Source organism: Paracoccus sp. P2 (assembly GCF_046335115.1).
Lineage (GTDB): Bacteria > Pseudomonadota > Alphaproteobacteria > Rhodobacterales > Rhodobacteraceae > Paracoccus > Paracoccus pantotrophus.
The window spans coordinates 1-22583 of sequence record NZ_JBGOSN010000057.1 but is presented as its reverse complement, the minus strand read 5'-3'; the positions used below and the strand labels follow the sequence as shown (position 1 = coordinate 22583).

Genomic DNA, 22583 nt, shown 5'->3' with positions numbered 1-22583 from the left:
CGAAGCGATCGGCGCAAGCGTCGCATCCATCAAAACGCCCCTGACCGTGGCCTTGTTCGGCATCTCACCCTCTCCTCATCCGAAATCGCCACGCATTATCGGGCGCGGCCCGGCACGTTGCCGGGTGGCGCCGTGCAACGGCCGGTCAGGGTGCGTCCTGCGCCAGGGGGACGCGGTTCTGGCGCCAAAGGTCGGGGGTGGTGCCCTCGGTCTCGCGGAAGACCCGGATCAGGTGCGAGGCGTCGCAGAAGCCGGTCTCCTCGGCGATGCGGGTGACGGTGCGGTCGGTGCGCGCCAGCAGCATGCGCGCCTGCGCCAGCCGGATGCGGATCGAGGCATCGGCGGGCGGGATGCCCAGGTCGGCGTTGAAATGCCGTTCCAGCTTGCGCCGCCCGACGCCCAGATCCCTGGCGATGCGGGCGATGGACAAGGGCGCATGCAGGTTCTGCTGCATGGCCAGCAGCGCGCGGCGCACCAGCGGGTCGCGGGCGTTGAGTTCCAGCGGCAGGCCGGGCTGCGGGCGGTCGCCGGCCATCGGCTCGTCGATCATCAGGATCGACAGCGCCTTGCGCGCGGCGGCCCGGCCCAGGTGGCGGTCGACCAGGAAGGCGGCCAGATGCGCGGCGCTGACCCCGCCCGAGCAGGACAGCCGGTCGCGGTCCACCACGAAGATCTGGTCCGAGACCGGGCGCATCCGCTCGAACTCGGCCAGGAAATCCTGGTGATGGAACCAGCTGACGCAGCAGCGATAGCCGTCCATCAGCCCGATGCGGGCCATGGCGAAGACCCCGGTGCAAAGCCCGCCAAGCGCCACCCGCGCCAGGGCGGCGCGGCGCAGGAAGGCGCCCTGTTCCGGCGAAAGGCCGGGGCCGCCGTCGATCAGCCCGCCCACGGTGATGATATAGTCGAAGCGCGCGGGGTCGCCCAGCCGCTCGTCCGGCTCGATGCGTATCCCGCAGGAGGATTGTACCGGCGCCATGTCCGACGACAGCACCCGCCAGCGGCAGCGGATCGGGCGCGAGCCGTCGCCATCGTCGGCCGCCAGCCGCAGCACGTCCACGAAGGTGGCAAAGGCCGACAGCGTGAAGCGCGGCGTCAGCAGGAAGCCGATGCGCAGTCGCGGCTGGCTGGGGTCGGGCGTAAGGTCGGGTTCGGGCATCTGTCGCGATTCGTCCATGGATGGCGTCGCGATGATGCCATGTTTTGCGGTGTGATCCAGAGCGCGATCACTCCTTGGTGGCCAGGACCATCGTGGCGGTGCCGGCCTGGGCGGCATCCTGCGCATTGCCGCCGGCCTCGACCAGTTCGCGCGCCTCCTCCTCGTCCTCGTCCTCCAGCGCAGGCGGATCCTCGCCGGCCAGGAAATTGCCGAATTTCTGCAGGCCGGGAATATGTTCGGCAAGCACCCGCATCACCACCAGCAGCGGTACGGCGACGATCATGCCGATCACCGACCAAAGCCAGGCCCAGAGCGCGACGGTCAGAAACACCACCACCGTGTTCAGCTGCAAGCGGCGCGAGACGAGATAGGGGGTGATGAGCTGTCCTTCCAGCGCGGTCAGGCCCAGATAGGTCAGGCCGATCATCAGCGGCGTGAACAGGTCGTCGAAGACGAAGATCCCGACGAGCGTCGCGATGACGATGCCGGCGACCGAGCCCAGGTAGGGGATGAAGTTCAGCAGGAAGGCTGCCAGTCCGAACAGCACCGGGCTGGGCATGCCCCAGACCCACATGGCCAGCCCGATGGCCAGCCCCAGGCAGGCATTGATCAGGGTGATCGCGCCCAGATAGGCGCCCAGGCTGTCCTCGATCTCGCGCAGCGCCAGGTAGGCCGCGCGCTTTTCGCGCATGGAATCGAAGCTCTGCACGATCTTGAGATAAAGCAGGTCGCCCGAGGAGATCAGGAAGAACAGCAAAAACAGCGTGAAGATGATCTGGCCGGCGAAGGCCGGACCCAGGTTCAGCACGCTGGCCAGGGTCGAGGTCTCGGGGGTGGCGTTCACCTCGACCTGGATCTGCTGGTCGGGCGGTTGCGGCGTGCCGGGGGCGGGGATGGCGCTGAGCGTGCCGGTCAGCGTCGCATCCGGCGGCGTCTCGCCGGGCGACGTGGCGGGCCCGGGCGGGGCCGCGCCGCCGCCGGCGATCTCGTCGATTTTTTCGGCGGCGCGTTCCAGGCCATGGAAATTGCTGCGAATCTCGGCGAATCGCTGTTCCAGCCGCTCGGTGATCTGCGGCGCGTTCTCGATCAGGCGATTGGCCGGGCCCGAGATGGCGAAGCCGATCAGCACCACCGCCACCACCAGGCCCAGCGAGACGATGGCCGCGGTGACGGTGGCCCCGATGCCCAGCCGCTCCATCAGCCGGCGGAAGGGCACGAAGACGAAGAACAGCAGGATCGCCAGCGTCACCGGCATCAGGAAACTGCGCGCCTGCGCGAAGAAGCTGAACAGCAGGATGAGGAAGATGCCGATCACGGCCCAGTTGGCCACCTTGGCCCCGCCCTTGTCGGCGGGTGCGGCAAAGGGAAACATGTGGCTGCGGTGTTCCCGATCCGGCGGCATGCATCCCCCTCTCCGCTTTGCGCGGGGGAAACGCCAAGCCCGCGGCCGGGTTCCCCCGCCGCGGGCGTTTTCGGCCAGCCGGCCGGGCCGCGCTTACAGCGGGTGGTCGCCCGTGGCGTCGATGACGCGGGTGGGCAGGCCCAGGTCGCCCAGCAGTTCCAGGAAGGGGCGGGCGGGCAGATCCTCGACATTGACCATGCGCTTCACGTCCCAGGTGCCGCGCGCGATCAGGATCGCCGCCGCGACCGGGGGCACGCCCGCGGTGTAGCTGATGCCCTGGCTGCCGACCTCGTTATAGGCGTCCTTGTGGTCGGCGACGTTGTAGATGAACACCTCGCCCGGCTTGCCGCCCAGCGTGCCCTTGACCAGGTCGCCGATGCAGGTCTTGCCCTCGTAATCGGGGGCGAGGCTGGCCGGGTCGGGCAGCACGGCCTTGACCACCTTCAGCGGCACGACCTCCAGCCCCTCGGCGGTCGTGACCGGCTGTTCGGAAAGCAGGCCGAGGTTCTTCAGCACGGTGAAGACATTGATGTAATGCTCGCCGAAGCCCATCCAGAAGCGCACGTCGGCGTCCTTGTAGCGGGCCGAGAGGCTGTGTACCTCGTCATGGCCGGACAGGTAGGCGGTGCGCTTGCCGACGACGGGCAGATCCCATTCGCGGCCGACCTCGAACATCTGGTTCTGCCGCCATTCGCCGCCCTGCCAGGAATAGACCGTGCCGGTGAATTCGCGGAAGTTGATCTCGGGGTCGAAATTGGTGGCGAAATAGCGGCCGTGGGAGCCGGCATTGATGTCCACGATGTCGATCGAGTCGATCTTGTCGAAATATTCGTCCTCGGCCAGCCGTGCATAGGCGTTGACCACGCCGGGGTCGAAGCCCGCGCCCAGGATGGCAGTGACGCCGGCCTTCTCGCAATCCTCGCGCCGCTTCCATTCGTAATTGGCATACCAGGGCGGCGTCTCGCAGATCTTGGCCGGGTCTTCGTGGATCGCGGTGTCGATATAGGCGGCGCCGGTCTCGATGCAGCCCTGCAGGACGGTCATGTTGACGAAGGCCGAGCCGACGTTGACGACGATGCCGGCGTCGATCTGGCGGATCAGCGCGGCCACGGCGGCGCTGTCCATGGCGTCCAGCGGATGCGCGGTGAATTCGACCGAATGGCCCTTTTCACGAATGCTCGCGATGATCTTCTCGGCCTTGGACACGGTTCGACTGGCGATATGCAGCGTTCCGAATTCCTTGGCGTTCTGCGCCACCTTATGCGCGACCACCTGGGCGACGCCGCCGGCGCCGATGATGAGCACGTTCTTGGCCAATTCAGTCTCCTTTTCGGGGGCTAAGGAAAGGGGATGGCTTGCGCCTGGTCAGGACAGGCTGGCTTTGTAGTCGTCATAGGTGAACCGGCGGACCTGGCGGATCGTTCCGTCCTCGGCCCGGATGGCGATGGCGGGCATGGGCACGCCGTTGAACCAGTTTTTCTTGACCATGGTGTAGCCGCCGGCATCGGCGATGCTGATGCGGTCGCCGACCTTCAGCGGCTGCGGGAAGCGGCCCTCGCCGAAGATGTCGCCCGCGAGGCAGGTCTTGCCGGCGATCTGCCAGGGATGCTCGCCCTCCTGCGGCAGCTTCGCCGTCTCGCGATAGATCAGCAGGTCGAGCATATGCGCCTCGATGCTGCTGTCCACGATGGCCACGTCCTTGCCGTGGTGGATGGTGTCCAGGACCGTGACCTCCAGCGTGGTCGAGCGGGTGATGCTGGCCTCGCCCGGTTCCAGGAAGACCTGCACGCCGAAACGTTCCGAGAACGCCTTGAGCCGGTCGGCAAGACGGTCCAGCGGATAGCCCTCGCCGGTGAAATGGATGCCGCCGCCCAGCGAGACCCAGTCGAGCTTTTCCAGGAAGCCGCCGAACTCCGCCTCGATCCGGTCGAGCTGCGCGTCGAACAGCTCGAAATCCGCATTCTCGCAATTGTAGTGGATCATCACGCCCGAGATGCGGTCCAGCGCCGCCTCCAGCCGGTTCAGATCCCATTCGCCCAGCCGCGAGAAGGGGCGGGCCGGGTCGGCCAGGTCGAAGCCGCTGGTCGAGAAGCGAGGGTTCAGCCGCAGCCCCATGGCGATGCCGCGCGCCTTGGCCCGCGCCCCATAGCGGTCGAGCTGGCCCAGGCTGTTGAAGATGATCTTGTCGGCGTAACCCAGCGCCTCGTCGATCTCGTGATCGGCCCAGGCGACGGAATAGGCATGGGTTTCCTTGCCGAATTCCTCGTGCCCCAGCCGCAGCTCGAACAGCGAGGACGAGGTGGTGCCGTCCATGAAGTCGCGCATGAAGTCGAAGGCCGACCAGGTGGCGAAGCATTTCAGCGCCAGCAGGCATTTCGCGCCCGAGCGTTCGCGCAGATAGTGGATTCGCTCCATGTTCACCCGCAGCTTCGCGAGGTCGATCAGGTAATAGGGCGTCTGCAGATCGGACATGGCGCGGAACCTCTGGCCTTGCGACCGTGAAAGCGGAAAACGAATGGCTCATTTAGGGCCACGGGCCGCATTTCGCAAGAAAGCGTGACGGGCGCGTGACGATGGGCACGACAGGGCGCGTCAGATGCGCAATCGCACCGGCTGGCCCGTGCGCACCGATTCGTCGGCGGCAAGGCAGACGGCGAGCGAGGAGACCGCGTCGCGCATGTGCCGCTCCAGGTCCATGTCCCCGGCGATGGCGCGCGCCATGAAGGCGGCCTCGGCGTCGCAAAGCTGCTGGTGGCCGGGTTCGTCCCGCATCGAGATGTCGCGGTCCGGCTCGCCGATGCGATGCAGGCGCAGGGTCGCGGTCCGGGTATGGGTGTCGATGTCGTCCGAGCGCGCATCCTCGGCCATGCGGATGCTGACGGCACCGCGGGGGCTGACCACGTCCTTCACGAAAAAGGCGCTGTCGGACATCATCGGCCCCCAGCCGGCCTCGTACCAGCCCAGCGAGCCGTCCTGGAACAGCACCTGGAAATGGCCGTAATTGTACATATCCGCCGCGATCTCGTCCGAGAGGCGCAGGCCCATGCCGCGCACCTCGACCGGGGGGGCGTCGGTGATCTGGCACATGACATCGACGTAATGCACGCCGCAATCGACGATGGGCGGCGTGGTGTGCATCAGCGCCTTGTGGACCTGCCAGGTCGGGCCCGAGCTTTGCTGGTTCAGGTTCAGCCGGAAGACATAGGGCCCGCCAAGGGCACGGGCCTCGTCGATCAGGCGCTGCCAGCTGGGATGGTGGCGCAGGATGTAGCCGACGACCAGCTTGCGGCCGGTCTCGCCGGCGCATTCGACCACGCGGCGGGCGTCCTCGACCGTGGTGGCCAGCGGCTTTTCGACGAAGACATGCGCGCCGGCGCGCAACGCGGCGATGGCATATTCGGCATGGCTGTCGGAATAGGTGGCGATCACCGCCACGTCGGGGCGCAGGCGCTGCAGCGCCTCGTGGAAATCCTGGCTTTGCGGGATCGCCGAAAGCTCGGGGGGCAGATCGACCGGCGAGCGGTTGACCAGACCGACGATCTCGGCCCCCGGCTGCTTCAGCCAGGCCAGCGCGTGGCTGCGCCCCATATTGCCCAGGCCGGCGACCAGGATCCGCATGGCCTAGTCGTCCACGATCGACAGGATCTTGGGCAGGGCGGGGCAGGGCAGGAGCTGGTTCCTTGCCACGTCCGCCAGCGTATGATTGTGCAGGAACACGTAGACATGCGCGGACAGGCTTTCCCACAGCCGGTTCGACAGCGTCTGCGCGCGCGAGCCCGAGACCCCGCCCGAGGCGCCGGCGCCGACATGCAGCGCGCTGACGGTTTCGTCCACCGCCTCCAGCACATCGGCCACGCGGATCGTCTCGGGCGCCTTGGCCAGCCGGTAGCCGCCGCCCGGCCCGCGCACCGAATCGACCAGCCCGGCCCGGCGCAGCCGCACGAAGAGTTGCTCCAGATAGGGCAGCGAGATGTCCTGTCGCTTGGAGATCTCGGCCAGCGAGGTCAGCTCGTCGCCCTTGGCGATGGCCAGATCGACCAGGGCGACCATTGCGTAACGTCCCTTGGTGGACAGTTTCATCTTGCCTCTCCTCCAGCCGCAAACCATTGACGACGCGCAAGCCAACGGCTAATTCCCCGGCGCCGTCCTTGAATGCGTCTTGCCTATGTCGGGCGCGCTTCCCAGATTGACGATCTAGAGCCGCGCCGTCACAGGGTCAAGGAACCCGAGTTTCAAAGGAAGCCCATGCCCGAACTGATTTTCCCCGGTCCCGAAGGTCGTCTCGAGGGTCGTTATCACGCGCAAGCCGCCCCCGACGCCCCCATCGCCATCATCCTGCACCCGCATCCGCAATATGGCGGCACGATGAACAACCGGGTCGTTTACAATTTGCACTATGCCTTCCACCGCATGGGTTTCACCGTCATGCGGTTCAATTTCCGCGGCGTCGGCCGCAGCCAGGGCGAGTTCGACCAGGGCATCGGCGAGCTGTCGGATGCCGCCTCGGCGCTGGACTACCTGCAGGCGATGAACCCCAATTCCAAGCATTGCTGGGTCGCGGGCTTCAGCTTCGGCGCCTGGATCGGCATGCAGCTTCTGATGCGCCGCCCCGAGATCACCGGCTTCATCTCGGTCGCGCCGCCGGCGAACATGTATGATTTCTCGTTCCTGGCGCCCTGCCCGTCCTCGGGGCTGATCATCAACGGCACCGCCGACCGGGTGGCGCCGCCCAAGGACACGCATGCGCTGGTCGCCAAGCTGCGCGAGCAGAAGGGCATCACCATCACCCATGAGGAAATCGAGGGCGCGGACCATTTCTTCCGCGACGACGATATCCACATGAAGCCGATGATCGATACGGTGCAGGCCTATGTGCGCCGCCGCCTGACCGAGAACACCCGATAGGAAACCGGGCCGGTGCGGCCGGCCCCGGGGGTTTTTGCCATGACCGACCTGACCCTGCGCTTTGCCTTCCTGACCGAGGCCTGTCGGCTGAAATCCGTCGAGCGGGCGAATGTGCTGATGGACCTGTCGCGGCCGGAAAACAGCGCCGAGCACAGCTGGCATGTGGCGCTTTACGCGCTGGCCTTCGGCGCCTCGGACCGCGCCATCGCCATGCTGCTGCTGCATGACCTGGTCGAGATCGACTGCGGCGACCATCCGATCCACCTGGCCCATGACGCGGCTGCCGTGCAGGCGGCCGAGGCGGCGGCGGCGCGCCGGCTGTTCGGCATGCTGCCGGATGGCGAGGCATTGCTGGCGCTGTGGCGGGAGTTCGAGGCCGGCGAAAGCCCGGATGCCCGCATGGCCAAGCGCATGGACCATGTCCAGCCGCTGTTCCAGGTGCTTTGCGCGCCCGAGCCCCTGGCCGATCATGTCGCCATCGTGCGCGACAACATGGGTTCGGGCCGCGCCCGGCGGCTCTGGAGGGAATGGCCCGAGGCGATGGAGGCGGCACAGGCCCTGCTGGAGGGCCGCGCGCCCTGCGGCGAACTGGCGCAGCGCCTGGCCTTCCTGGCCGAGGCCGACCGGCTGAAATCGGTGCTGCGCGCCAGCCTGCTGTGCGACGGTTCGCGGCGCGAGAACAGCGCCGAGCATAGCTGGCACCTGGCGCTTTACGCGCTGGTCATGGCGCCCCATGCCGGGGCAGGGGTGGATATTGGCCGGGTGATCCGCATGCTGCTGATCCATGACCTGGTCGAAATCGACACCGGCGACGTGCCGATCCATGCGCAGGGCGGCGGCGCCCATCACGGCGCGGCGCAATTGCAGGCCGAGGCCGAGGCGGCCGAGCGCATCTTTGGCCTGCTGCCCGCGGCGCAGGGGGCCGGGTTGCGCGCGCTCTGGGCCGAGTTCGAGGCGAACGAGACCCCCGATGCGGTCTTTGCCAAGTCGCTGGACCGGGCGCAGCCGGTGATGCAGAACATCGCCTCGGGCGGCGGCACCTGGGCGGAATACCGCGTGACCTATGAGCAGCTGGTCGAGCGCGTCGGCCTGCGCATCGAGCGCGGTGCGCCGGTGCTGTGGTCCTGGCTCAGCGAAAGTGCGCGGGTCTATTTTGCGACCGGCCCGGAGGGCTAGGGTTTCCTGCGCCGGCTTGCCGCTTCGTGGTGCATGGTTTCGGCGGTGATCTCGATCAGGTGCGGTGGCTTCTCGCCTTGTGCGTCGGGGGTGTAGTCGCGCCAGGGCAGGTTGCGGTATTCGTCCAGGAACTCGATCCGGCAATCGGGCAAGGCGCGCTTGAGCGCGCAGGCCAGGAAGAAGCCGCGCAGGTTGATCGCCTGGTAATGGTTGAAGGGCGGGGCGGGCCAGTCCGCGACATGGTTATGGTCGAACCAGGCGTCCTCATGCGTCTCGTAGCAATCGGCCCAAAGCAGGCAACGCGCCGCCAGGCTGGCTGCAACCGGCAGCGCGGCGGCGCTTTCGGCAAGGCATCCCTCGTCGTCGCAAAGCCAGACGGCTTCGGCGGCGTAGTCGCCGAATACGCGCAAATGGAACGGCCGTTCCAGCGGCGCGAAACCGGGCGCGGCGCGTTCGGCGCGGATATCTGCCAGCGCCTTGCGCGCCTTGTGCCGCCATTCTGCGCGCGCCGCATGGTCGGCAGCATCATGAACGGCATACCACGGCATACCGGCCTTTCCTTTCGCATTGAATGCCGCTATAGCGCCACCGAGCCGAATCCTAATCGAAGGGACCACCCATGTCGAAGATCAAGGTAGAGAACCCCGTCGTCGAACTCGACGGCGACGAGATGACCCGGATCATCTGGGACTTCATCAAGCAGAAGCTGATCCTGCCCTATCTGGACATCGACCTGAAATATTACGACCTGGGCATCGAGGAGCGCGACCGCACCTCGGACCAGATCACCGTGGATGCGGCCGAGGCGATCAAGCAATACGGCGTCGGCGTGAAATGCGCCACCATCACCCCGGATGAGGCGCGGGTCGAGGAATTCGGCCTGAAGAAGATGTGGAAATCGCCCAACGGCACCATCCGCAACATCCTGGGCGGCGTGATCTTCCGCGAGCCGATCATCTGCAAGAACGTGCCGCGGCTGGTCCCCGGCTGGACCCAGCCCATCGTCGTCGGCCGCCACGCCTTCGGCGACCAGTACAAGGCCACCGATTTCCGCTTCCCGGGCAAGGGCAAGCTGACGATCAAGTTCGTCGGCGAGGATGGCGAGACCATCGAGCACGAGGTCTATCAGGCCCCCGGCGCCGGCGTCGCCATGGCGATGTACAACCTCGACCAGTCGATCATCGACTTCGCCCGCGCCTCGATGAACTACGGGCTGAACCGCGGCTATCCGGTCTATCTCTCGACCAAGAACACCATCCTGAAAGCCTATGACGGCCGCTTCAAGGATCTGTTCCAGAAGGTCTACGAGGAAGAGTTCGAGGCCGAGTTCAAGAAGAAGGGCATCCATTACGAGCATCGCCTGATCGACGACATGGTCGCCTCGGCGATGAAATGGTCGGGCGGCTATGTCTGGGCCTGCAAGAACTACGACGGCGACGTGCAGTCGGACACCGTCGCGCAGGGCTTCGGCTCGCTGGGCCTGATGACCTCGGTGCTGATGACGCCGGACGGGAAGATCGTCGAGTCCGAGGCCGCGCATGGCACGGTGACGCGCCACTATCGCGAGCACCAGAAGGGCAACCAGACCTCGACCAACTCGATCGCTTCGATCTTCGCCTGGACCGGGGGCCTCAAGCACCGCGCCAAGCTGGACGACAACGCGGCGCTGAAGAACTTTGCCGAGACGCTGGAGCGCGTGACCGTGCAGGCGGTCGAGGACGGCTATATGACCAAGGACCTGGCGCTGCTGGTCGGTCCCGACCAGAAATGGCTGACCACCATGGGCTATCTGGAAAAGGTCGACGAATACCTGAACAAGGCGCTGGCGGGCTGATCCGTCGCGCAGGATTGCGAAGGGCCGGGGGGGAACCCCGGCCCTTTTCGCTTGCGGTGTTGCCTTTGGGTATTTGTGAAACGGTGAAGCCGCCGGGTGATGCGCGTCGGGTGCGGGGGCGCGGCGCTTGTCGCGCGTTTTTGAGCATTCGGGGAACCAAGAAGTCCTGCGTGCCGCGCAAAGCGGCTTAACATGCGACGCTGCTTGGAGTATGGGGGCGCGAGGCATTATCCCGGAGGCCCGCCATGAAAGCTGCCGTCATCACCTTTCCCGGATCGAATTGCGACCGCGACCTGGCCGTTGCGTTGCAGCAGGCGGGGGCCGAGGTCGCGCGGGTCTGGCACAAGGACGAGGCGCTGCCGGCGGGCATCGATCTGGTCGCGGTGCCGGGCGGGTTTTCCTTTGGCGACTACCTGCGCTGCGGCGCCATCGCCGCGCATTCGCCCATTGCCGGCGCGATCAAGGCCCATGCGGCGCGCGGCGGCTATGTGCTGGGCATCTGCAACGGCTTCCAGGTGCTGACCGAGCTGAACCTGCTGCCCGGTGCCCTGATGCGCAATGCCGGCCTGCGGTTCCTGTGCCGCGAGACGGTGCTGCGGGTCGCGACCGCGGCCAGCCCCTTCACCGCCGCCTATCGGGCGGGCGAGGAGATCCGGGTGCCGGTCGCCCATCACGACGGCAATTACCAGATCGACGCCGAGGGGCTGGCGGCGCTGAAGGACCAGGACCGCATCGCCTTTGCCTATGCGCCTGGCATCAACGGCTCGGTCGAGGACATCGCCGGGGTGCTGTCCGAGAACCGCCGGGTGCTGGGCATGATGCCCCATCCCGAGCGCGCGGCCGATCCGGCACATGGCGGCACCGATGGCGCGAGGCTTTTTGCCTCGCTGATGCAGGAGCTTGTCGCGGCCTGACTTGAGCGGCACTCTTTCGCGCACTAGACTGCATCGACCCTTACAAGGGCGGTGCCGGAGGCTCATGCGAGAGGAAGACAATTCCATCGGGTTCCCGGAGGGCAGGACGGGCCTGACCAGCCGTTGGGGCCTGCGCGGCGTGATCGCCGTGCTGCTGGTCGTGGCCGCGGGCACGATCTGGTTCACCAATGCCTGGCTGACCGCGCGGTTTTCCGAAACGACGCGGGTGCGCACCGAGCTGCGCTCGGCGCTTTATACCGGGAACCTTTTGTCGGAATTGCAGCGCACCTCGGTGGTGCCCCTGCTCTTGGCGCGCGATCCTGCGCTGATCTCGGCGCTGTCGGGCAATGATTTCTCGGGCACCTCGGCGCGGCTGATCTCGGCCCAGAAGGAGATCGCGGCGGCCTCGATCAAGCTCCTGGACGCCTCGGGACGGGTGGTGGGTTCGACCGACCGCAACCTGATCGGCACCAATTACGTGCAGGAGCCGTTCTTTGTCGAGGCGCTGCGTTCCAGGGACACGGTGTTCACCGTCTCGCCCTCGCCGCAGGGGGCCTATGAGTTCACCTATTCCCGCACCGTCATGTCGGACGGGCGCACGCTGGGCGTGGTGGTGGTGGGCGCCGACCTGACGCGGCTGGTGCGGTCATGGGCCGGGATCTCGGATGCGATCGCGGTCACGGACAGCGAGGGGCAGATCATCCTGTCGACCGAGCCGCGCTGGCGCGGGCTGACCCTGCCCGAGGCGCTGGCGGTGCGCTCGGCCCCCTCGGCCATCGCGCGGGCCTTCCAGGTCACGGCGGATTGGGCGGCGACGCCGGCCGATGCCTATGTGCAGGGCCGCGCGGTGATGCAGTCGGAAACCCGCATCCCCTTCCGCGGCTGGAAGATGATCGCCTTCACCACCTACGAGTCGGTGCGCGAGCGGGTGAATGCGGTGCTGGCCATGGTCATCATGGGCTTTGCCATCCTGCTGGCGGCGGTGTTCTATCTGCTGTCGCGGCGGGCGCGGGTCGAATCGGCGGCCTGGATGCGCGAATCGGCCGATCTGCGGGCGCTGAACCAGCGCCTGACCCGCGAGATCGCCGAACGCGAGCGGATGCAGAAGGAACTGCGCGTGGCCGAGCAGACCGTTCAGCAATCCAGCAAGCTGGCGGCCCTGGGCGAGATGTCGGCGGGCGTCAGCCACGAGCTGAACCAGCCGCTGGCGGCGATGAAGACCTATCTGGCCGGGGCGCGGCTTCTGTTGCAGCGCGGCCGGGCCGAGGAGGCGCTGTCGAGCTTCCAGCGCATCGACGACCTGGTCGAGCGCATGGGCGCCATCACCCGGCAGCTGAAATCCTATGCCAGAAAGGGCGGCGAGGCCTTCGAGCCGGTCGACCTGCGCGCCGCGCTGTCGAGCGCGCTGGTGATGATGGAGCCGCAGCTGCGAAGCCGCACCATCCGTCTGCAGCGCAACATCCCGCGCTATCCGGTCATGGTCTATTGCGACCGCATCCGGCTGGAGCAGATCATCATCAACCTGCTGCGCAACGCGGTCGATGCGATCAGGGGCATGCGCGACCCGGCGATCGAGATCACGGTCAGCGCCGGCTCTCACGCATTCTTGTCCGTGCGCGATAACGGTCCGGGTGTATCGGACCTGGAAAATCTGTTTGAACCCTTCTTCACCACGAAGAAACCCGGAGAGGGGACCGGCCTCGGGCTGGCGATCTCATCCGGGATCGCGGCCGATTTCGGGGGGCGTCTGACGGCGCATAACGCCTCGGACGAAGGGGGCAGGGGCGCCGTGTTCGAGCTTGAGCTGCCGCTGCACGATCCCGGCCACAAGGCCGGGACGCGGTTGGCGGCGGAATGAAGAAAAGAGGTAAAGGCCCATGAGCCGCACTTTGAAGATAGCCGTCGTGGACGATGAACCGGACATGCGCGAATCCATCAGCCAGTGGCTGGCGCTGTCGGGCTTCGACGCCGAGACCTTCGCCACCGCCGAGGAGGCGCTGAAGGTGATCGGTGCCGACTGGCCGGGGGTGGTGGTTTCCGACATCCGCATGCCGGGCATGGACGGGATGGCCTTTCTCAAGCGGTTGATGGGCATCGATTCGGGCCTGCCGGTCATCATGATCACCGGCCATGGCGACGTGCCGATGGCGGTCGAGGCCATGCGCATCGGCGCCATGGATTTCATGGAAAAGCCCTTCAACCCCGAGCGGCTGACCGAACTGGTCAAGAAGGCGACCCAGGCCCGGCGGATGACGCTGGACAACCGCGCGCTGCGCCGCGACCTCAGCGAAGGCCAGCAGGTCATGTCCAAGCTGATCGGGTCGAGCCCGGTCATGGACCGGCTGCGCGAGGACATCCTGGACCTGGGCCAGGCCGACGGCCATGTGCTGATCGACGGCGAGACCGGCACCGGCAAGACGCTGGTGGCGCATGCGCTGCATGCGGTGGGGCCGCGCGCCTCGAAGAAATTCGTGCCGATCTCTTGCGCGGCCTATAGCGACGAGGTGCTGTCGGCCAAGCTGTTCGGCCCGGTCGAGAGCGGGCTGCCCGCGGTCGAGGAGGCCCGCGGCGGCACGCTGTGCCTGGAGGATATCGAGGCGCTGTCCGATCCGCTGCAAGCGCGGCTGCTGGCCTTTATCGCCGAGCAGGGCAGCCCGGCCGAGACGCGGATCATCGCCATTTCCAATGCCCGCGGCGAGGGGCGCCGGGCCGAGGATTCGCTGCGCCCCGACTTGTTCTATCGCCTGACCGCGCTGAAGATCACCCTGCCGCCGCTGCGGTCGCGCGGCGAGGACATCCTGACGCTCTTCACCCGCATGACCGAGCAATTCGCCGAGGAATACGGCTGCGAGCCGCCGCAGGTGACGGCGCAGGAGGCGGCGCAGCTGTTGCAGGCGCCCTGGCCGGGCAATGTGCGCCAGCTGATCAACGTGGCCGAGCGCGCGGTCTTGCAGAACCGCCGCGGCTCGGGCTCGATCGCCTCGCTTCTCATGGCCGATGGTGAGGATACGCAGGAGGCGACGACGACCGAGGGCAAGCCGCTCAAGGAATATGTCGAGAGCTTCGAAAAGATGTTGATCGACAATACCATGCGCCGCCACAAGGGCAGCATCGCCGCGGTCATGGACGAGCTTTGCCTGCCGCGGCGGACGCTGAACGAGAAGATGGCGAAATACGGGCTGAGCCGCAGCGATTACCTGTGAGCGGCACGCCTCTGGCCCGGCCAGGTATGGGTATTTGGGGAACGGAGAAATAGCCGGGGCGCGGGATCCGGCCCGGGGATTTGCCCGCCGCGGCGCGCCCCTGCCGGGGGGCGGGCGGGATGGGCGGATCGGCAAATCCCGGCGCCTTGTCCAAAAACAGATTGTAACGGCGCGCCCTTCCCCGCTATCTTGCCCCTGTAGGGTGGGCGCCACAACCAATGGTTGCTCGACCTCGCCAGTTTCGCAGCGCGCCAGCCAGCCGCGACACCTGAAAAGTGCCGGTGGTGCCACGCGCGGAAAATCCTGCCCATGCCCCCAGGGGGCCTCTGGGCGACCGTAGATCGCAGCCCCGACCGCGCGAGCGGGATGGGCCTAGAAAGGTAAACAGACGCGATGGATCGCGCAGTGCAGCTTGATAGGCAACGGTGGCAGGGGAGTTCTCCGGCCGCCGCGATTGCTGCTGGCGGTGCGGCTTTCGCTGTCCTCTCATGCGGCAGCCGAACCTTGCCCCCGCCTGTGTGCGGGCCGGTCCGGCGGCCCGAAAGACGGAAACATGTCAAAGAAAATGCTGATCGACGCCACGCATTCCGAGGAGACTCGGGTTGTCGTGGTCGATGGAACCAAAGTCGAGGAATTTGATTTCGAGACGGTCAACAAGCGGCAGCTTGCTGGCAACATCTATCTGGCCAAGGTGACGCGGGTCGAACCCTCGCTGCAGGCCGCCTTCGTGGATTACGGCGGCAATCGCCACGGTTTCCTGGCCTTTGCCGAGATCCATCCCGATTACTACCAGATTCCCGCCGCCGACCGTAAGGCGCTGATCGAGGAAGAACGCCAGGCCGCCGCCGCCGAGGCCGACGAGGGCGAGAAAAAGCGCAGCCCGCGTCGCCGCAAGCCGGCCAAGGCCGCTGCAGCCGACAGTGGCGACGCCGTCGCGGTTTCGGACGAGATCGCCGGGATGGCCGTTCTGGACCACTCGGAAGGCGAGGCCGCGGGAGCCGCGGACCTTGCGGTGGATGTGGCCGAGGCCGTGCCGCCGGCGACGGCGGAGGATGTCGCCGCCCCCGTCCCTGAGGCGGCCGATGAGGCCGCAGGCGATGACGCCGCCGAGGACGACGGTATCGAATCCGTCGCCGAGGAGGACGTGGCCGAGGAAATCTCGCCGCCTCGGAAACCCCGCGCCCGCCGCTACAAGATCCAGGAGGTGATCAAGGTCCGGCAGATCATGCTGGTCCAGGTCGTCAAGGAGGAGCGCGGCAACAAGGGCGCCGCGCTGACCACCTATCTGAGCCTCGCCGGCCGCTATTGCGTGCTGATGCCGAACACCGCGCGCGGCGGCGGGATTTCCCGCAAGATCACCAACGCCGCCGACCGCAAGAAGCTGAAGGAGATCGCCAGCGAGCTGGAGGTGCCCGAGGGCGCTGGGCTGATCATCCGCACCGCCGGCAGCCAGCGGACGCGGACGGAAATCCGCCGTGACTACGAATACCTGATGCGGCTGTGGGAGCAGATCCGCGAACTGACCTTCAAGTCCATCGCCCCCGCGCCGATCTACGAGGAAGGCGACCTGATCAAGCGCACGATCCGCGATCTCTACAGCAAGGAGATCGACGAGGTTCTGGTCGAGGGCGAGCGCGGCTATCGCACGGCCAAGGACTTCATGAAGATGATCATGCCGTCCCATGCCAAGAACGTGAAGCATTACACCGACCAGATGCCGCTGTTCGCGCGCTATCAGGTGGAAAGCTACCTGGGCGGCATGTTCAACCCGGTCGTGCAGCTGAAATCCGGCGGCTATATCGTCATCGGCGTGACCGAGGCGCTGGTCGCCATCGACGTCAACTCGGGCCGGGCCACCAAGGAAGGCTCGATCGAGGAAACCGCGCTGAAGACGAACCTGGAAGCCGCCGAGGAGATCGCGCGCCAGCTGCGGCTGCGCGACCTTGCTGGCCTGATCGTCATCGACTTCATCGACATGGAAGAGCGCAAGAACAACGCCGCCGTCGAGAAACGCTTCAAGGAGCGGCTCAAGACCGACCGGGCGCGCATCCAGGTCGGGCGCATCTCGGGCTTTGGCCTGATGGAGATGTCGCGCCAGCGCCTGCGGCCGGGCATGCTGGAATCGACCACGCAGCCCTGCCCGCATTGCCACGGTACCGGGCTGATCCGTTCGGACGACAGCCTGGCGCTGACCATCCTGCGCGCCATCGAGGAAGAGGGCACCCGCAAGCGTTCGCGCGAGGTGCTGGTCAAGGCGCCGGTCGCGGTCGCCAACTTCCTGATGAACGCCAAGCGCGAGCATATCGCCACGATCGAGGCGCGCTATGGTCTCTCGGTCAGGGTCGAGGCCGATCCGGCGCTGATCTCGCCCGATTACGCCATCGAGAAGTTCAAGACCGCGACGCGCAACGTGCCCGAGGTGGTTTCGCCCGTGGTTTCGGTCGATGCCCGGCTGATGGCGCAGATCGATGACGAGGAACCCGCCGAGGAAGAGGTCGATGAGGTCGCCGGGGAGGAAGACCGCGCCGAGGACGGCCATGCCGAGACCGGCGAGGGCAGCGAAGGCGCCGAGAATGGCAGCAAGCGCCGCCGCCGCCGCCGCCGCCGTCGCGGCGGCAAGAACGGCGACGGCGAGGCGTCCCATGCCGAGGAGGGCTCCGACCACGCCGAGGACGGTGCCGAGGATGCGGTTTCGGAAGCCGAGCCGGCCGAGCGGCCTGCCGAAGGCGAGGTGACGCCGGCGGAGGTCGTGCCCGAGGTCGTGGCCGGGTCCGAGAATGCGGCCGAACCGGATGCCGAATCGGCCGAGAAGCCGCGCCGCCGCACCCGGACGCGCCGCCGCAAGCCGGAAGAACCGGCCGAAACCGCCGTGGAGGAGCCGGAGGCGGGTGTCGAAGCCGAGCCGGCGCTCCAGACCGTCGAGCCTGCCGCGGAGGCCGCATCGGCGGACGCCGCGCCGGCACCGCAGGATGCGCAGGCCGGGGAGCCGGTTGCCGAGCCTGCCGTCGGCGAGGCGGCCGACGCCGAGGCTGTTGAACCCGCCGCGACCGACGCCGAGGAAGCCGAGGCCGCGGAACCCGCAACCGTCGGGGCAGAGGCCGAAGCGGCCGTTGCACCCGAAGCCGTGCCGGCGCCCGTCCCCGAGCCCGTTCCCGAGCCCGCCCCGGCCGCGGCGAACGAGGAGCCGGCGCGTCCCAAGCGCCGCGGCTGGTGGTCCATGGGCTGATCTGTCGCAGCCTTCCACGAAAGAGTGACGGGCGCGGGGCTTTCCCGCGCCCTTTCCATGAGCCAAGGTGCCGGACATGTTGGGAATCGAGCTTGCAGATGCCGCCTTCCTGCCCGCCGCGACGGTCGCGCTGCTGGCCGGGATCCTGTCTTTCCTGTCGCCTTGCGTCCTGCCGGTGGTGCCCCCCTATCTGGCCTATATGACCGGGGTCGGCGTCGGCGGGCTGAAATCGGGCGAACGCAGCGCCGTGGTTCCGGCGCTGTTCTTCGTCCTGGGGCTGTCGACGGTTTTCCTGTTGATGGGCATGGCGGCCTCGGCCTTTGGCCGGATGTTCCTGCAATGGCAGGACTGGCTGGCGCGCGGGGCGGGAGTGGCGGTCATCATCATGGGCCTGCACTTCCTGCGCATCATCCGCATCCCCTTCCTGGACACCGAGGCGCGGCTGGATGCCGGCGACAAGGGCGGCTCCTCGCTGGGAGCCTATATCCTGGGGCTGGCCTTCGCATTCGGCTGGACGCCCTGCATCGGGCCGCAACTGGGCATGATCCTGTCGCTGGCCGCCACCGGGGCCGAGGCCGGGCGCGGCGCGGCCTTGCTGGCCGTCTATGCGCTGGGGCTGGGCATTCCCTTCCTGCTGTCGGCGATCTTTATCAACCGCGCCATTGGCGTGATGAACCGCATCAAGCCGCACCTGAAACTGATCGAGCGCATGATGGGCGGGCTTTTGGTGGTGGTCGGGGCGGCGCTGCTGACCGGCGCCTTCCCCACCTTCGCCTATTGGCTGCTGGAGACCTTTCCCTGGCTGGCCACGCTGGGTTAGGCGCGGGCGTTATTCCCAGTTCGGCGGCCGCTTTTCCAGGAAGGCCTGGATGCCCTCGGCGGTATCGGGCAGCAGCAGGTTCTCGCAGATCACCGCGCCTGCGGTCTCATAGGCATCCGCGAGGCCAAGGTTGCGCTGTGCGTGGAAGGCACGCTTGCCCATGCGCACGGCGGCGGGCAGCTTGGCGGCAATGGTGCGGGCCATCGCCATCGCCTCGGCCTCCAGCGCGGCGGGCGGGACGACGCGATTCACCAGGCCCAGCTCCCGCGCCCGGTCGGCGTCGATGAACTCGCCCGTCACCAGCAGTTCGAAGGCGGCGCGCGGCGGGATGGCGCGGGTCAGCGCCACCATCGGGGTCGAGCAGAACAGCCCGATGTTCACCCCGTTCACGCCGAAGCGCACCCCCTCGGCCGCGACGGCCATGTCGCAGCTGGCGACCAGCTGGCAACCGGCGGCGGTGGCGATGCCCTGCACCTCGGCGATGACCGGCTGGGGCAGGGCCGGCAGCTTCTGCATCATCTGGGCGCAGCGCGAGAACAGCCGTTCATAGGCGACGCGGCCGTCATCCTCGTCATTGCGGGCGCCCTGCATCTCGCGCAGGTCGTGGCCGGCGCAGAACGCCTTGCCGCGGGCGGCCAGGACCAGGACGCGGACCCGGCTATCCGCCGCGATCTCATCCAGCGCGTCGGACAGCGCGTCGATCATTGCCGTGGACAGCGCGTTGTAATTCGTCGGGCTGTTCAGGATCAGGCGTGCAACGGGGCCGTCGTCCTGGCGCAGCACCAGCGGCTCGGGGTTTCCATCCTTCATGCACTCTCCTCCTGACGCCACGGTGCGGCTTGTCTTTTCCGGGCTTTGCCGGGCAGTCTAGCCGCCGTTCCAGCAGGGGGGAAGTATGGCATTGGCAATGGGCCGCGAGGCGCTGAACGAATTCATGGACCGGGCATTCCCGCAGATCGCGGGCCAGGTCCGTGTGGAGACGCTGGACGAGGCGCGGCTGACCGCGCGGCTGACGGTGGACGACCGGCACCTGCGCCCCGGCGGCACGGTCAGCGGCCCGTCGATGTTCGCGCTGGCCGACGTGGCGATCTACCTGGCCATCCTGGCCCGGATCGGCGAGGTCGCGCTGGCGGTGACCACCAATGCCTCGATCGACTTCATGCGCAAGCCCGAGGCGGGGCGCGACCTGCTGGCCGATTGCCGCATCCTCAAGCTGGGCCGCATCCTGGCCGTGGGCGAGGTGCTGATCCGCTCGGACGGGGCCGAGGAGCCGGTGGCGCGCTGCTCGATGACCTATTCGATTCCGTCGAAACGCTGATGCAGGCGGGGGCTGTTTTGCGGTATTTTAATACCTAATTTGTAATTAATTGATATTACTTGGAAAATTAGCAATCCGCGCACTTGACCTGCGCGCGGCTTTTGCCGATATACGCCCATCTCGAATTACAGCCCCCAAAGGGACCGACAGATGAAAACCTATACCGCGAAACCGGCGGAGATCGAGAAGAAGTGGATCCTGATCGACGCCGAGGGCGTCGTTCTGGGCCGTCTTGCCTCGATCGTGGCGATGCGCCTGCGTGGCAAGCACAAGCCGACCTTCACCCCGCACATGGACATGGGCGACAATGTCATCATCATCAACGCCGACAAGGTGCAGATGACCGGCGACAAGCGCGACGCCAAGAAGTACTACTGGCACACCGGCCATCCGGGCGGCATCAAGCACCGCACCGCGCGGCAGGTGCTGGAAGGCGCGCATCCCGAGCGTGTGGTGATCAAGGCCGTCGAGCGCATGATCTCGCGCAACAAGCTGGGCAAGAAGCAGATGACCAACCTGCGCGTCTATGCCGGCGCCGAGCATCCGCACGAAGCTCAGCAGCCCGAAGTGCTGGACGTCAAGTCCATGAACGCCAAGAATACCCGGAGCGCGTAAGCCATGGCCGAAGACATCAAAACCCTCGACGATCTGAAATCGGTCGCGACGGCTGCCCCGGCCGCCGCCCCGGTTCGTGAGGCGCAGCGCGATTCGCTGGGCCGTGCCTATGCCACCGGCAAGCGCAAGGATGCGGTCGCCCGCGTCTGGGTCAAGCCGGGTTCGGGCAAGGTGGTCGTGAACGGCAAGGACATCGCGGAATATTTCGCCCGTCCGGTGCTGCAGATGATCCTGCGCCAGCCCTTCGAAGTGGCCGGCGTCACCGGCCAGTATGACGTCTATGCCACCGTCGCCGGCGGCGGCCTGTCCGGCCAGGCGGGTGCGGTCAAGCACGGCATCTCGAAGGCGCTGCAACTGCATGAGCCCAGCCTGCGTGCCGCGCTGAAGGCGGCCGGCTTCCTGACCCGCGATTCGCGCGTGGTCGAGCGGAAGAAATACGGCAAGGCGAAGGCTCGCCGCTCGTTCCAGTTCTCGAAGCGCTGATTCCGGCTTCCATGCGATGCGAAACGCGGTCCCCTTGGGGCCGCGTTTTTCGTTTTGCCCCCCGGTCGACCCCGGTCCAGCGAGTCGCGGCACCGAATCTGCGGCCGACTCGGCGTGAAAGTGGGCGCCTTGCGCGGCTCAAGGCCTTGCCGCCTGCCTGCAAGCCCGGTCAAGCGGGCATTGTCTGCCCGAATTTGCGACAGAAAAATGACAGAAAATCATTGCTTTGGAATTTTTTGCACCGAGGCGTGCATTTTTCCGCTTGCAACCTTCGTCCGCAGATCCTAGATACCGCTTCACCGACGCAGCGAGATGCTGCAGCGGACGGACAGAGCGGCGCTAGGGCAACGCTAGGTTCGCAAAACCTGGGAATGGCTGACCGGATGGGGCGTCGCTAGAAAGGCGCATCTTCCGCGATTTTGTTTCCTCTGCTTTTTGACATTGCTGTATGATGAAGGGATATGCGGGCGGTCTGGTCGTTTTTCGACGGAAAGCTTGTATATCGGCCTGGTGGGGGGGACCCGATGATCCAGGTGTCAGCTTCACTGTTTGACGGTTCACGCGAGTGGAACGACAAGCAGAGATGACCTCCTGTTATTGCAGGAGGCAGATGTGCAAGGTTCTTCTGTCAAGGATAGCTGCTTCGGCGGCTTTCAACTTGAGAGTTTGATCCTGGCTCAGAACGAACGCTGGCGGCAGGCCTAACACATGCAAGTCGAGCGCACCCTTCGGGGTGAGCGGCGGACGGGTGAGTAACGCGTGGGAATATGCCCTTTGGTACGGAATAGTCCTGGGAAACTGGGGGTAATACCGTATGCGCCCTTCGGGGGAAAGATTTATCGCCAAAGGATTAGCCCGCGTTGGATTAGGTAGTTGGTGGGGTAATGGCCTACCAAGCCGACGATCCATAGCTGGTTTGAGAGGATGATCAGCCACACTGGGACTGAGACACGGCCCAGACTCCTACGGGAGGCAGCAGTGGGGAATCTTAGACAATGGGGGCAACCCTGATCTAGCCATGCCGCGTGAGTGATGAAGGCCCTAGGGTTGTAAAGCTCTTTCAGCTGGGAAGATAATGACGGTACCAGCAGAAGAAGCCCCGGCTAACTCCGTGCCAGCAGCCGCGGTAATACGGAGGGGGCTAGCGTTGTTCGGAATTACTGGGCGTAAAGCGCACGTAGGCGGACCGGAAAGTTGGGGGTGAAATCCCGGGGCTCAACCCCGGAACTGCCTTCAAAACTATCGGTCTGGAGTTCGAGAGAGGTGAGTGGAATTCCGAGTGTAGAGGTGAAATTCGTAGATATTCGGAGGAACACCAGTGGCGAAGGCGGCTCACTGGCTCGATACTGACGCTGAGGTGCGAAAGCGTGGGGAGCAAACAGGATTAGATACCCTGGTAGTCCACGCCGTAAACGATGAATGCCAGTCGTCGGGCAGCATGCTGTTCGGTGACACACCTAACGGATTAAGCATTCCGCCTGGGGAGTACGGTCGCAAGATTAAAACTCAAAGGAATTGACGGGGGCCC

General features: G+C 66.3%; 19 protein-coding genes and 1 rRNA gene. 12 read left to right on the top strand and 8 right to left on the bottom strand.

What is annotated here, in order from left to right; translation table 11 throughout:
* Positions 1 to 145 precede the first annotated feature (145 nt).
* The 6 genes from ACDP63_RS21525 to ACDP63_RS21500 form a co-directional block, all read right to left on the bottom strand.
* Positions 146 to 1159 (bottom strand): GlxA family transcriptional regulator, encoded by a 1014-nt coding sequence (locus tag ACDP63_RS21525; protein ID WP_024845789.1) that lies wholly within the window; start codon positions 1157 to 1159, stop codon positions 146 to 148.
* 67 nt (positions 1160 to 1226) lie between these two features.
* Positions 1227 to 2561 carry an AI-2E family transporter gene (locus ACDP63_RS21520; protein WP_024845790.1) on the bottom strand — a complete coding sequence of 445 codons (1335 nt, stop codon included), beginning with the start codon at positions 2559 to 2561 and terminating at the stop codon, positions 1227 to 1229.
* 93 nt (positions 2562 to 2654) lie between these two features.
* Entirely contained in the window at positions 2655 to 3878 is a 1224-nt protein-coding gene (locus tag ACDP63_RS21515) for a saccharopine dehydrogenase family protein (protein WP_024845791.1), read from the bottom strand.
* Between the two features lie 48 nt (positions 3879 to 3926).
* Positions 3927 to 5033 carry a carboxynorspermidine decarboxylase gene (locus ACDP63_RS21510; protein ID WP_028710862.1) on the bottom strand — a complete coding sequence of 369 codons (1107 nt, stop codon included), beginning with the start codon at positions 5031 to 5033 and terminating at the stop codon, positions 3927 to 3929.
* 120 nt (positions 5034 to 5153) lie between these two features.
* Positions 5154 to 6179: a Gfo/Idh/MocA family protein gene (locus ACDP63_RS21505; protein WP_024845793.1), complete on the bottom strand. Its 1026-nt coding sequence runs from the start codon at positions 6177 to 6179 to the stop codon at positions 5154 to 5156.
* Between the two features lie 3 nt (positions 6180 to 6182).
* Complete coding sequence (locus ACDP63_RS21500) at positions 6183 to 6641, bottom strand: Rrf2 family transcriptional regulator (protein ID WP_024845794.1); 459 nt, start codon at positions 6639 to 6641, stop codon at positions 6183 to 6185.
* Positions 6642 to 6806: 165 nt separating this feature from the next.
* On the opposite strand from ACDP63_RS21500, the gene ACDP63_RS21495 reads away from it, so the two are divergent.
* Entirely contained in the window at positions 6807 to 7466 is a 660-nt protein-coding gene (locus tag ACDP63_RS21495; RefSeq protein WP_024845795.1) for an alpha/beta hydrolase, read from the top strand.
* Positions 7467 to 7505: 39 nt separating this feature from the next.
* On the top strand, positions 7506 to 8642 hold the full coding sequence (locus tag ACDP63_RS21490; protein WP_024845796.1) for an HD domain-containing protein: 1137 nt from the start codon (positions 7506 to 7508) through the stop codon (positions 8640 to 8642).
* Here ACDP63_RS21490 and ACDP63_RS21485 read toward each other — a convergent pair.
* Positions 8639 to 9190, bottom strand: coding sequence for a hypothetical protein (locus tag ACDP63_RS21485; protein WP_024845797.1), 552 nt, complete (start codon positions 9188 to 9190; stop codon positions 8639 to 8641). The two genes, ACDP63_RS21490 and ACDP63_RS21485, sit on opposite strands and share 4 nt — an antisense overlap.
* A 71-nt stretch (positions 9191 to 9261) precedes the next feature.
* Between ACDP63_RS21485 and ACDP63_RS21480 the strand changes: the two genes are divergently transcribed.
* The 6 genes from ACDP63_RS21480 (at position 9262) to ACDP63_RS21455 (ending at position 18639) form a co-directional block, all read left to right on the top strand.
* Positions 9262 to 10476, top strand: a complete 1215-nt coding sequence (locus ACDP63_RS21480; protein WP_024845798.1) for an NADP-dependent isocitrate dehydrogenase — start codon at positions 9262 to 9264, stop codon at positions 10474 to 10476.
* Between the two features lie 245 nt (positions 10477 to 10721).
* Positions 10722 to 11390: a phosphoribosylformylglycinamidine synthase subunit PurQ gene (gene purQ, locus ACDP63_RS21475; RefSeq protein WP_024845799.1), complete on the top strand. Its 669-nt coding sequence runs from the start codon at positions 10722 to 10724 to the stop codon at positions 11388 to 11390.
* 64 nt (positions 11391 to 11454) lie between these two features.
* Positions 11455 to 13248 (top strand): ATP-binding protein, encoded by a 1794-nt coding sequence (locus ACDP63_RS21470; RefSeq protein ID WP_024845800.1) that lies wholly within the window; start codon positions 11455 to 11457, stop codon positions 13246 to 13248.
* Between the two features lie 19 nt (positions 13249 to 13267).
* On the top strand, positions 13268 to 14593 hold the full coding sequence (locus ACDP63_RS21465; protein WP_024845801.1) for a sigma-54-dependent transcriptional regulator: 1326 nt from the start codon (positions 13268 to 13270) through the stop codon (positions 14591 to 14593).
* Between the two features lie 553 nt (positions 14594 to 15146).
* Positions 15147 to 17819 (top strand): ribonuclease E/G, encoded by a 2673-nt coding sequence (locus tag ACDP63_RS21460; RefSeq protein WP_024845802.1) that lies wholly within the window; start codon positions 15147 to 15149, stop codon positions 17817 to 17819.
* A 76-nt stretch (positions 17820 to 17895) separates the two neighbouring features.
* On the top strand, positions 17896 to 18639 hold the full coding sequence (locus tag ACDP63_RS21455) for a cytochrome c biogenesis CcdA family protein (RefSeq protein ID WP_024845803.1): 744 nt from the start codon (positions 17896 to 17898) through the stop codon (positions 18637 to 18639).
* A gap of 9 nt (positions 18640 to 18648) precedes the next feature.
* Here ACDP63_RS21455 and ACDP63_RS21450 read toward each other — a convergent pair whose 3' ends face one another.
* Positions 18649 to 19449: an enoyl-CoA hydratase gene (locus ACDP63_RS21450; protein WP_024845804.1), complete on the bottom strand. Its 801-nt coding sequence runs from the start codon at positions 19447 to 19449 to the stop codon at positions 18649 to 18651.
* Between the two features lie 85 nt (positions 19450 to 19534).
* On the opposite strand from ACDP63_RS21450, the gene ACDP63_RS21445 reads away from it, so the two are divergent.
* From ACDP63_RS21445 to ACDP63_RS21430, 4 genes are all read left to right on the top strand, one after another.
* On the top strand, positions 19535 to 19957 hold the full coding sequence (locus tag ACDP63_RS21445) for a PaaI family thioesterase (protein WP_024845805.1): 423 nt from the start codon (positions 19535 to 19537) through the stop codon (positions 19955 to 19957).
* Positions 19958 to 20107: 150 nt separating this feature from the next.
* The gene (rplM, locus tag ACDP63_RS21440; RefSeq protein ID WP_024845806.1) at positions 20108 to 20572 is read left to right on the top strand and encodes a 50S ribosomal protein L13; all 465 of its coding nucleotides are present in this window, start codon (positions 20108 to 20110) and stop codon (positions 20570 to 20572) included.
* 3 nt (positions 20573 to 20575) lie between these two features.
* Positions 20576 to 21055 (top strand): 30S ribosomal protein S9, encoded by a 480-nt coding sequence (gene rpsI, locus ACDP63_RS21435; RefSeq protein ID WP_036748337.1) that lies wholly within the window; start codon positions 20576 to 20578, stop codon positions 21053 to 21055.
* 654 nt (positions 21056 to 21709) lie between these two features.
* Positions 21710 to 22583, top strand: a 16S ribosomal RNA gene (locus tag ACDP63_RS21430); the annotation flags it as partial.

Bases quoted from the DNA above. Each gene is read 5' to 3' on its own strand.
- ACDP63_RS21445 (WP_024845805.1), top strand. From the start codon at position 19,535: ATGGCATTGGCAATGGGCCGCGAGGCGCTGAACGAATTCATGGACCGG.
- ACDP63_RS21480 (WP_024845798.1), top strand. From the start codon at position 9,262: ATGTCGAAGATCAAGGTAGAGAACCCCGTCGTCGAACTCGACGGCGAC.
- ACDP63_RS21485 (WP_024845797.1), bottom strand. From the start codon at position 9,190: ATGCCGTGGTATGCCGTTCATGATGCTGCCGACCATGCGGCGCGCGCA.
- ACDP63_RS21460 (WP_024845802.1), top strand. From the start codon at position 15,147: ATGTCAAAGAAAATGCTGATCGACGCCACGCATTCCGAGGAGACTCGG.
- ACDP63_RS21455 (WP_024845803.1), top strand. From the start codon at position 17,896: ATGTTGGGAATCGAGCTTGCAGATGCCGCCTTCCTGCCCGCCGCGACG.
- rplM (WP_024845806.1), top strand. From the start codon at position 20,108: ATGAAAACCTATACCGCGAAACCGGCGGAGATCGAGAAGAAGTGGATC.
- ACDP63_RS21470 (WP_024845800.1), top strand. From the start codon at position 11,455: ATGCGAGAGGAAGACAATTCCATCGGGTTCCCGGAGGGCAGGACGGGC.
- ACDP63_RS21510 (WP_028710862.1), bottom strand. From the start codon at position 5,033: ATGTCCGATCTGCAGACGCCCTATTACCTGATCGACCTCGCGAAGCTG.
- ACDP63_RS21450 (WP_024845804.1), bottom strand. From the start codon at position 19,449: ATGAAGGATGGAAACCCCGAGCCGCTGGTGCTGCGCCAGGACGACGGC.
- ACDP63_RS21490 (WP_024845796.1), top strand. From the start codon at position 7,506: ATGACCGACCTGACCCTGCGCTTTGCCTTCCTGACCGAGGCCTGTCGG.
- rpsI (WP_036748337.1), top strand. From the start codon at position 20,576: ATGGCCGAAGACATCAAAACCCTCGACGATCTGAAATCGGTCGCGACG.
- ACDP63_RS21495 (WP_024845795.1), top strand. From the start codon at position 6,807: ATGCCCGAACTGATTTTCCCCGGTCCCGAAGGTCGTCTCGAGGGTCGT.
- ACDP63_RS21505 (WP_024845793.1), bottom strand. From the start codon at position 6,179: ATGCGGATCCTGGTCGCCGGCCTGGGCAATATGGGGCGCAGCCACGCG.
- ACDP63_RS21500 (WP_024845794.1), bottom strand. From the start codon at position 6,641: ATGAAACTGTCCACCAAGGGACGTTACGCAATGGTCGCCCTGGTCGAT.
- purQ (WP_024845799.1), top strand. From the start codon at position 10,722: ATGAAAGCTGCCGTCATCACCTTTCCCGGATCGAATTGCGACCGCGAC.
- ACDP63_RS21525 (WP_024845789.1), bottom strand. From the start codon at position 1,159: ATGCCCGAACCCGACCTTACGCCCGACCCCAGCCAGCCGCGACTGCGC.
- ACDP63_RS21465 (WP_024845801.1), top strand. From the start codon at position 13,268: ATGAGCCGCACTTTGAAGATAGCCGTCGTGGACGATGAACCGGACATG.
- ACDP63_RS21520 (WP_024845790.1), bottom strand. From the start codon at position 2,561: ATGCCGCCGGATCGGGAACACCGCAGCCACATGTTTCCCTTTGCCGCA.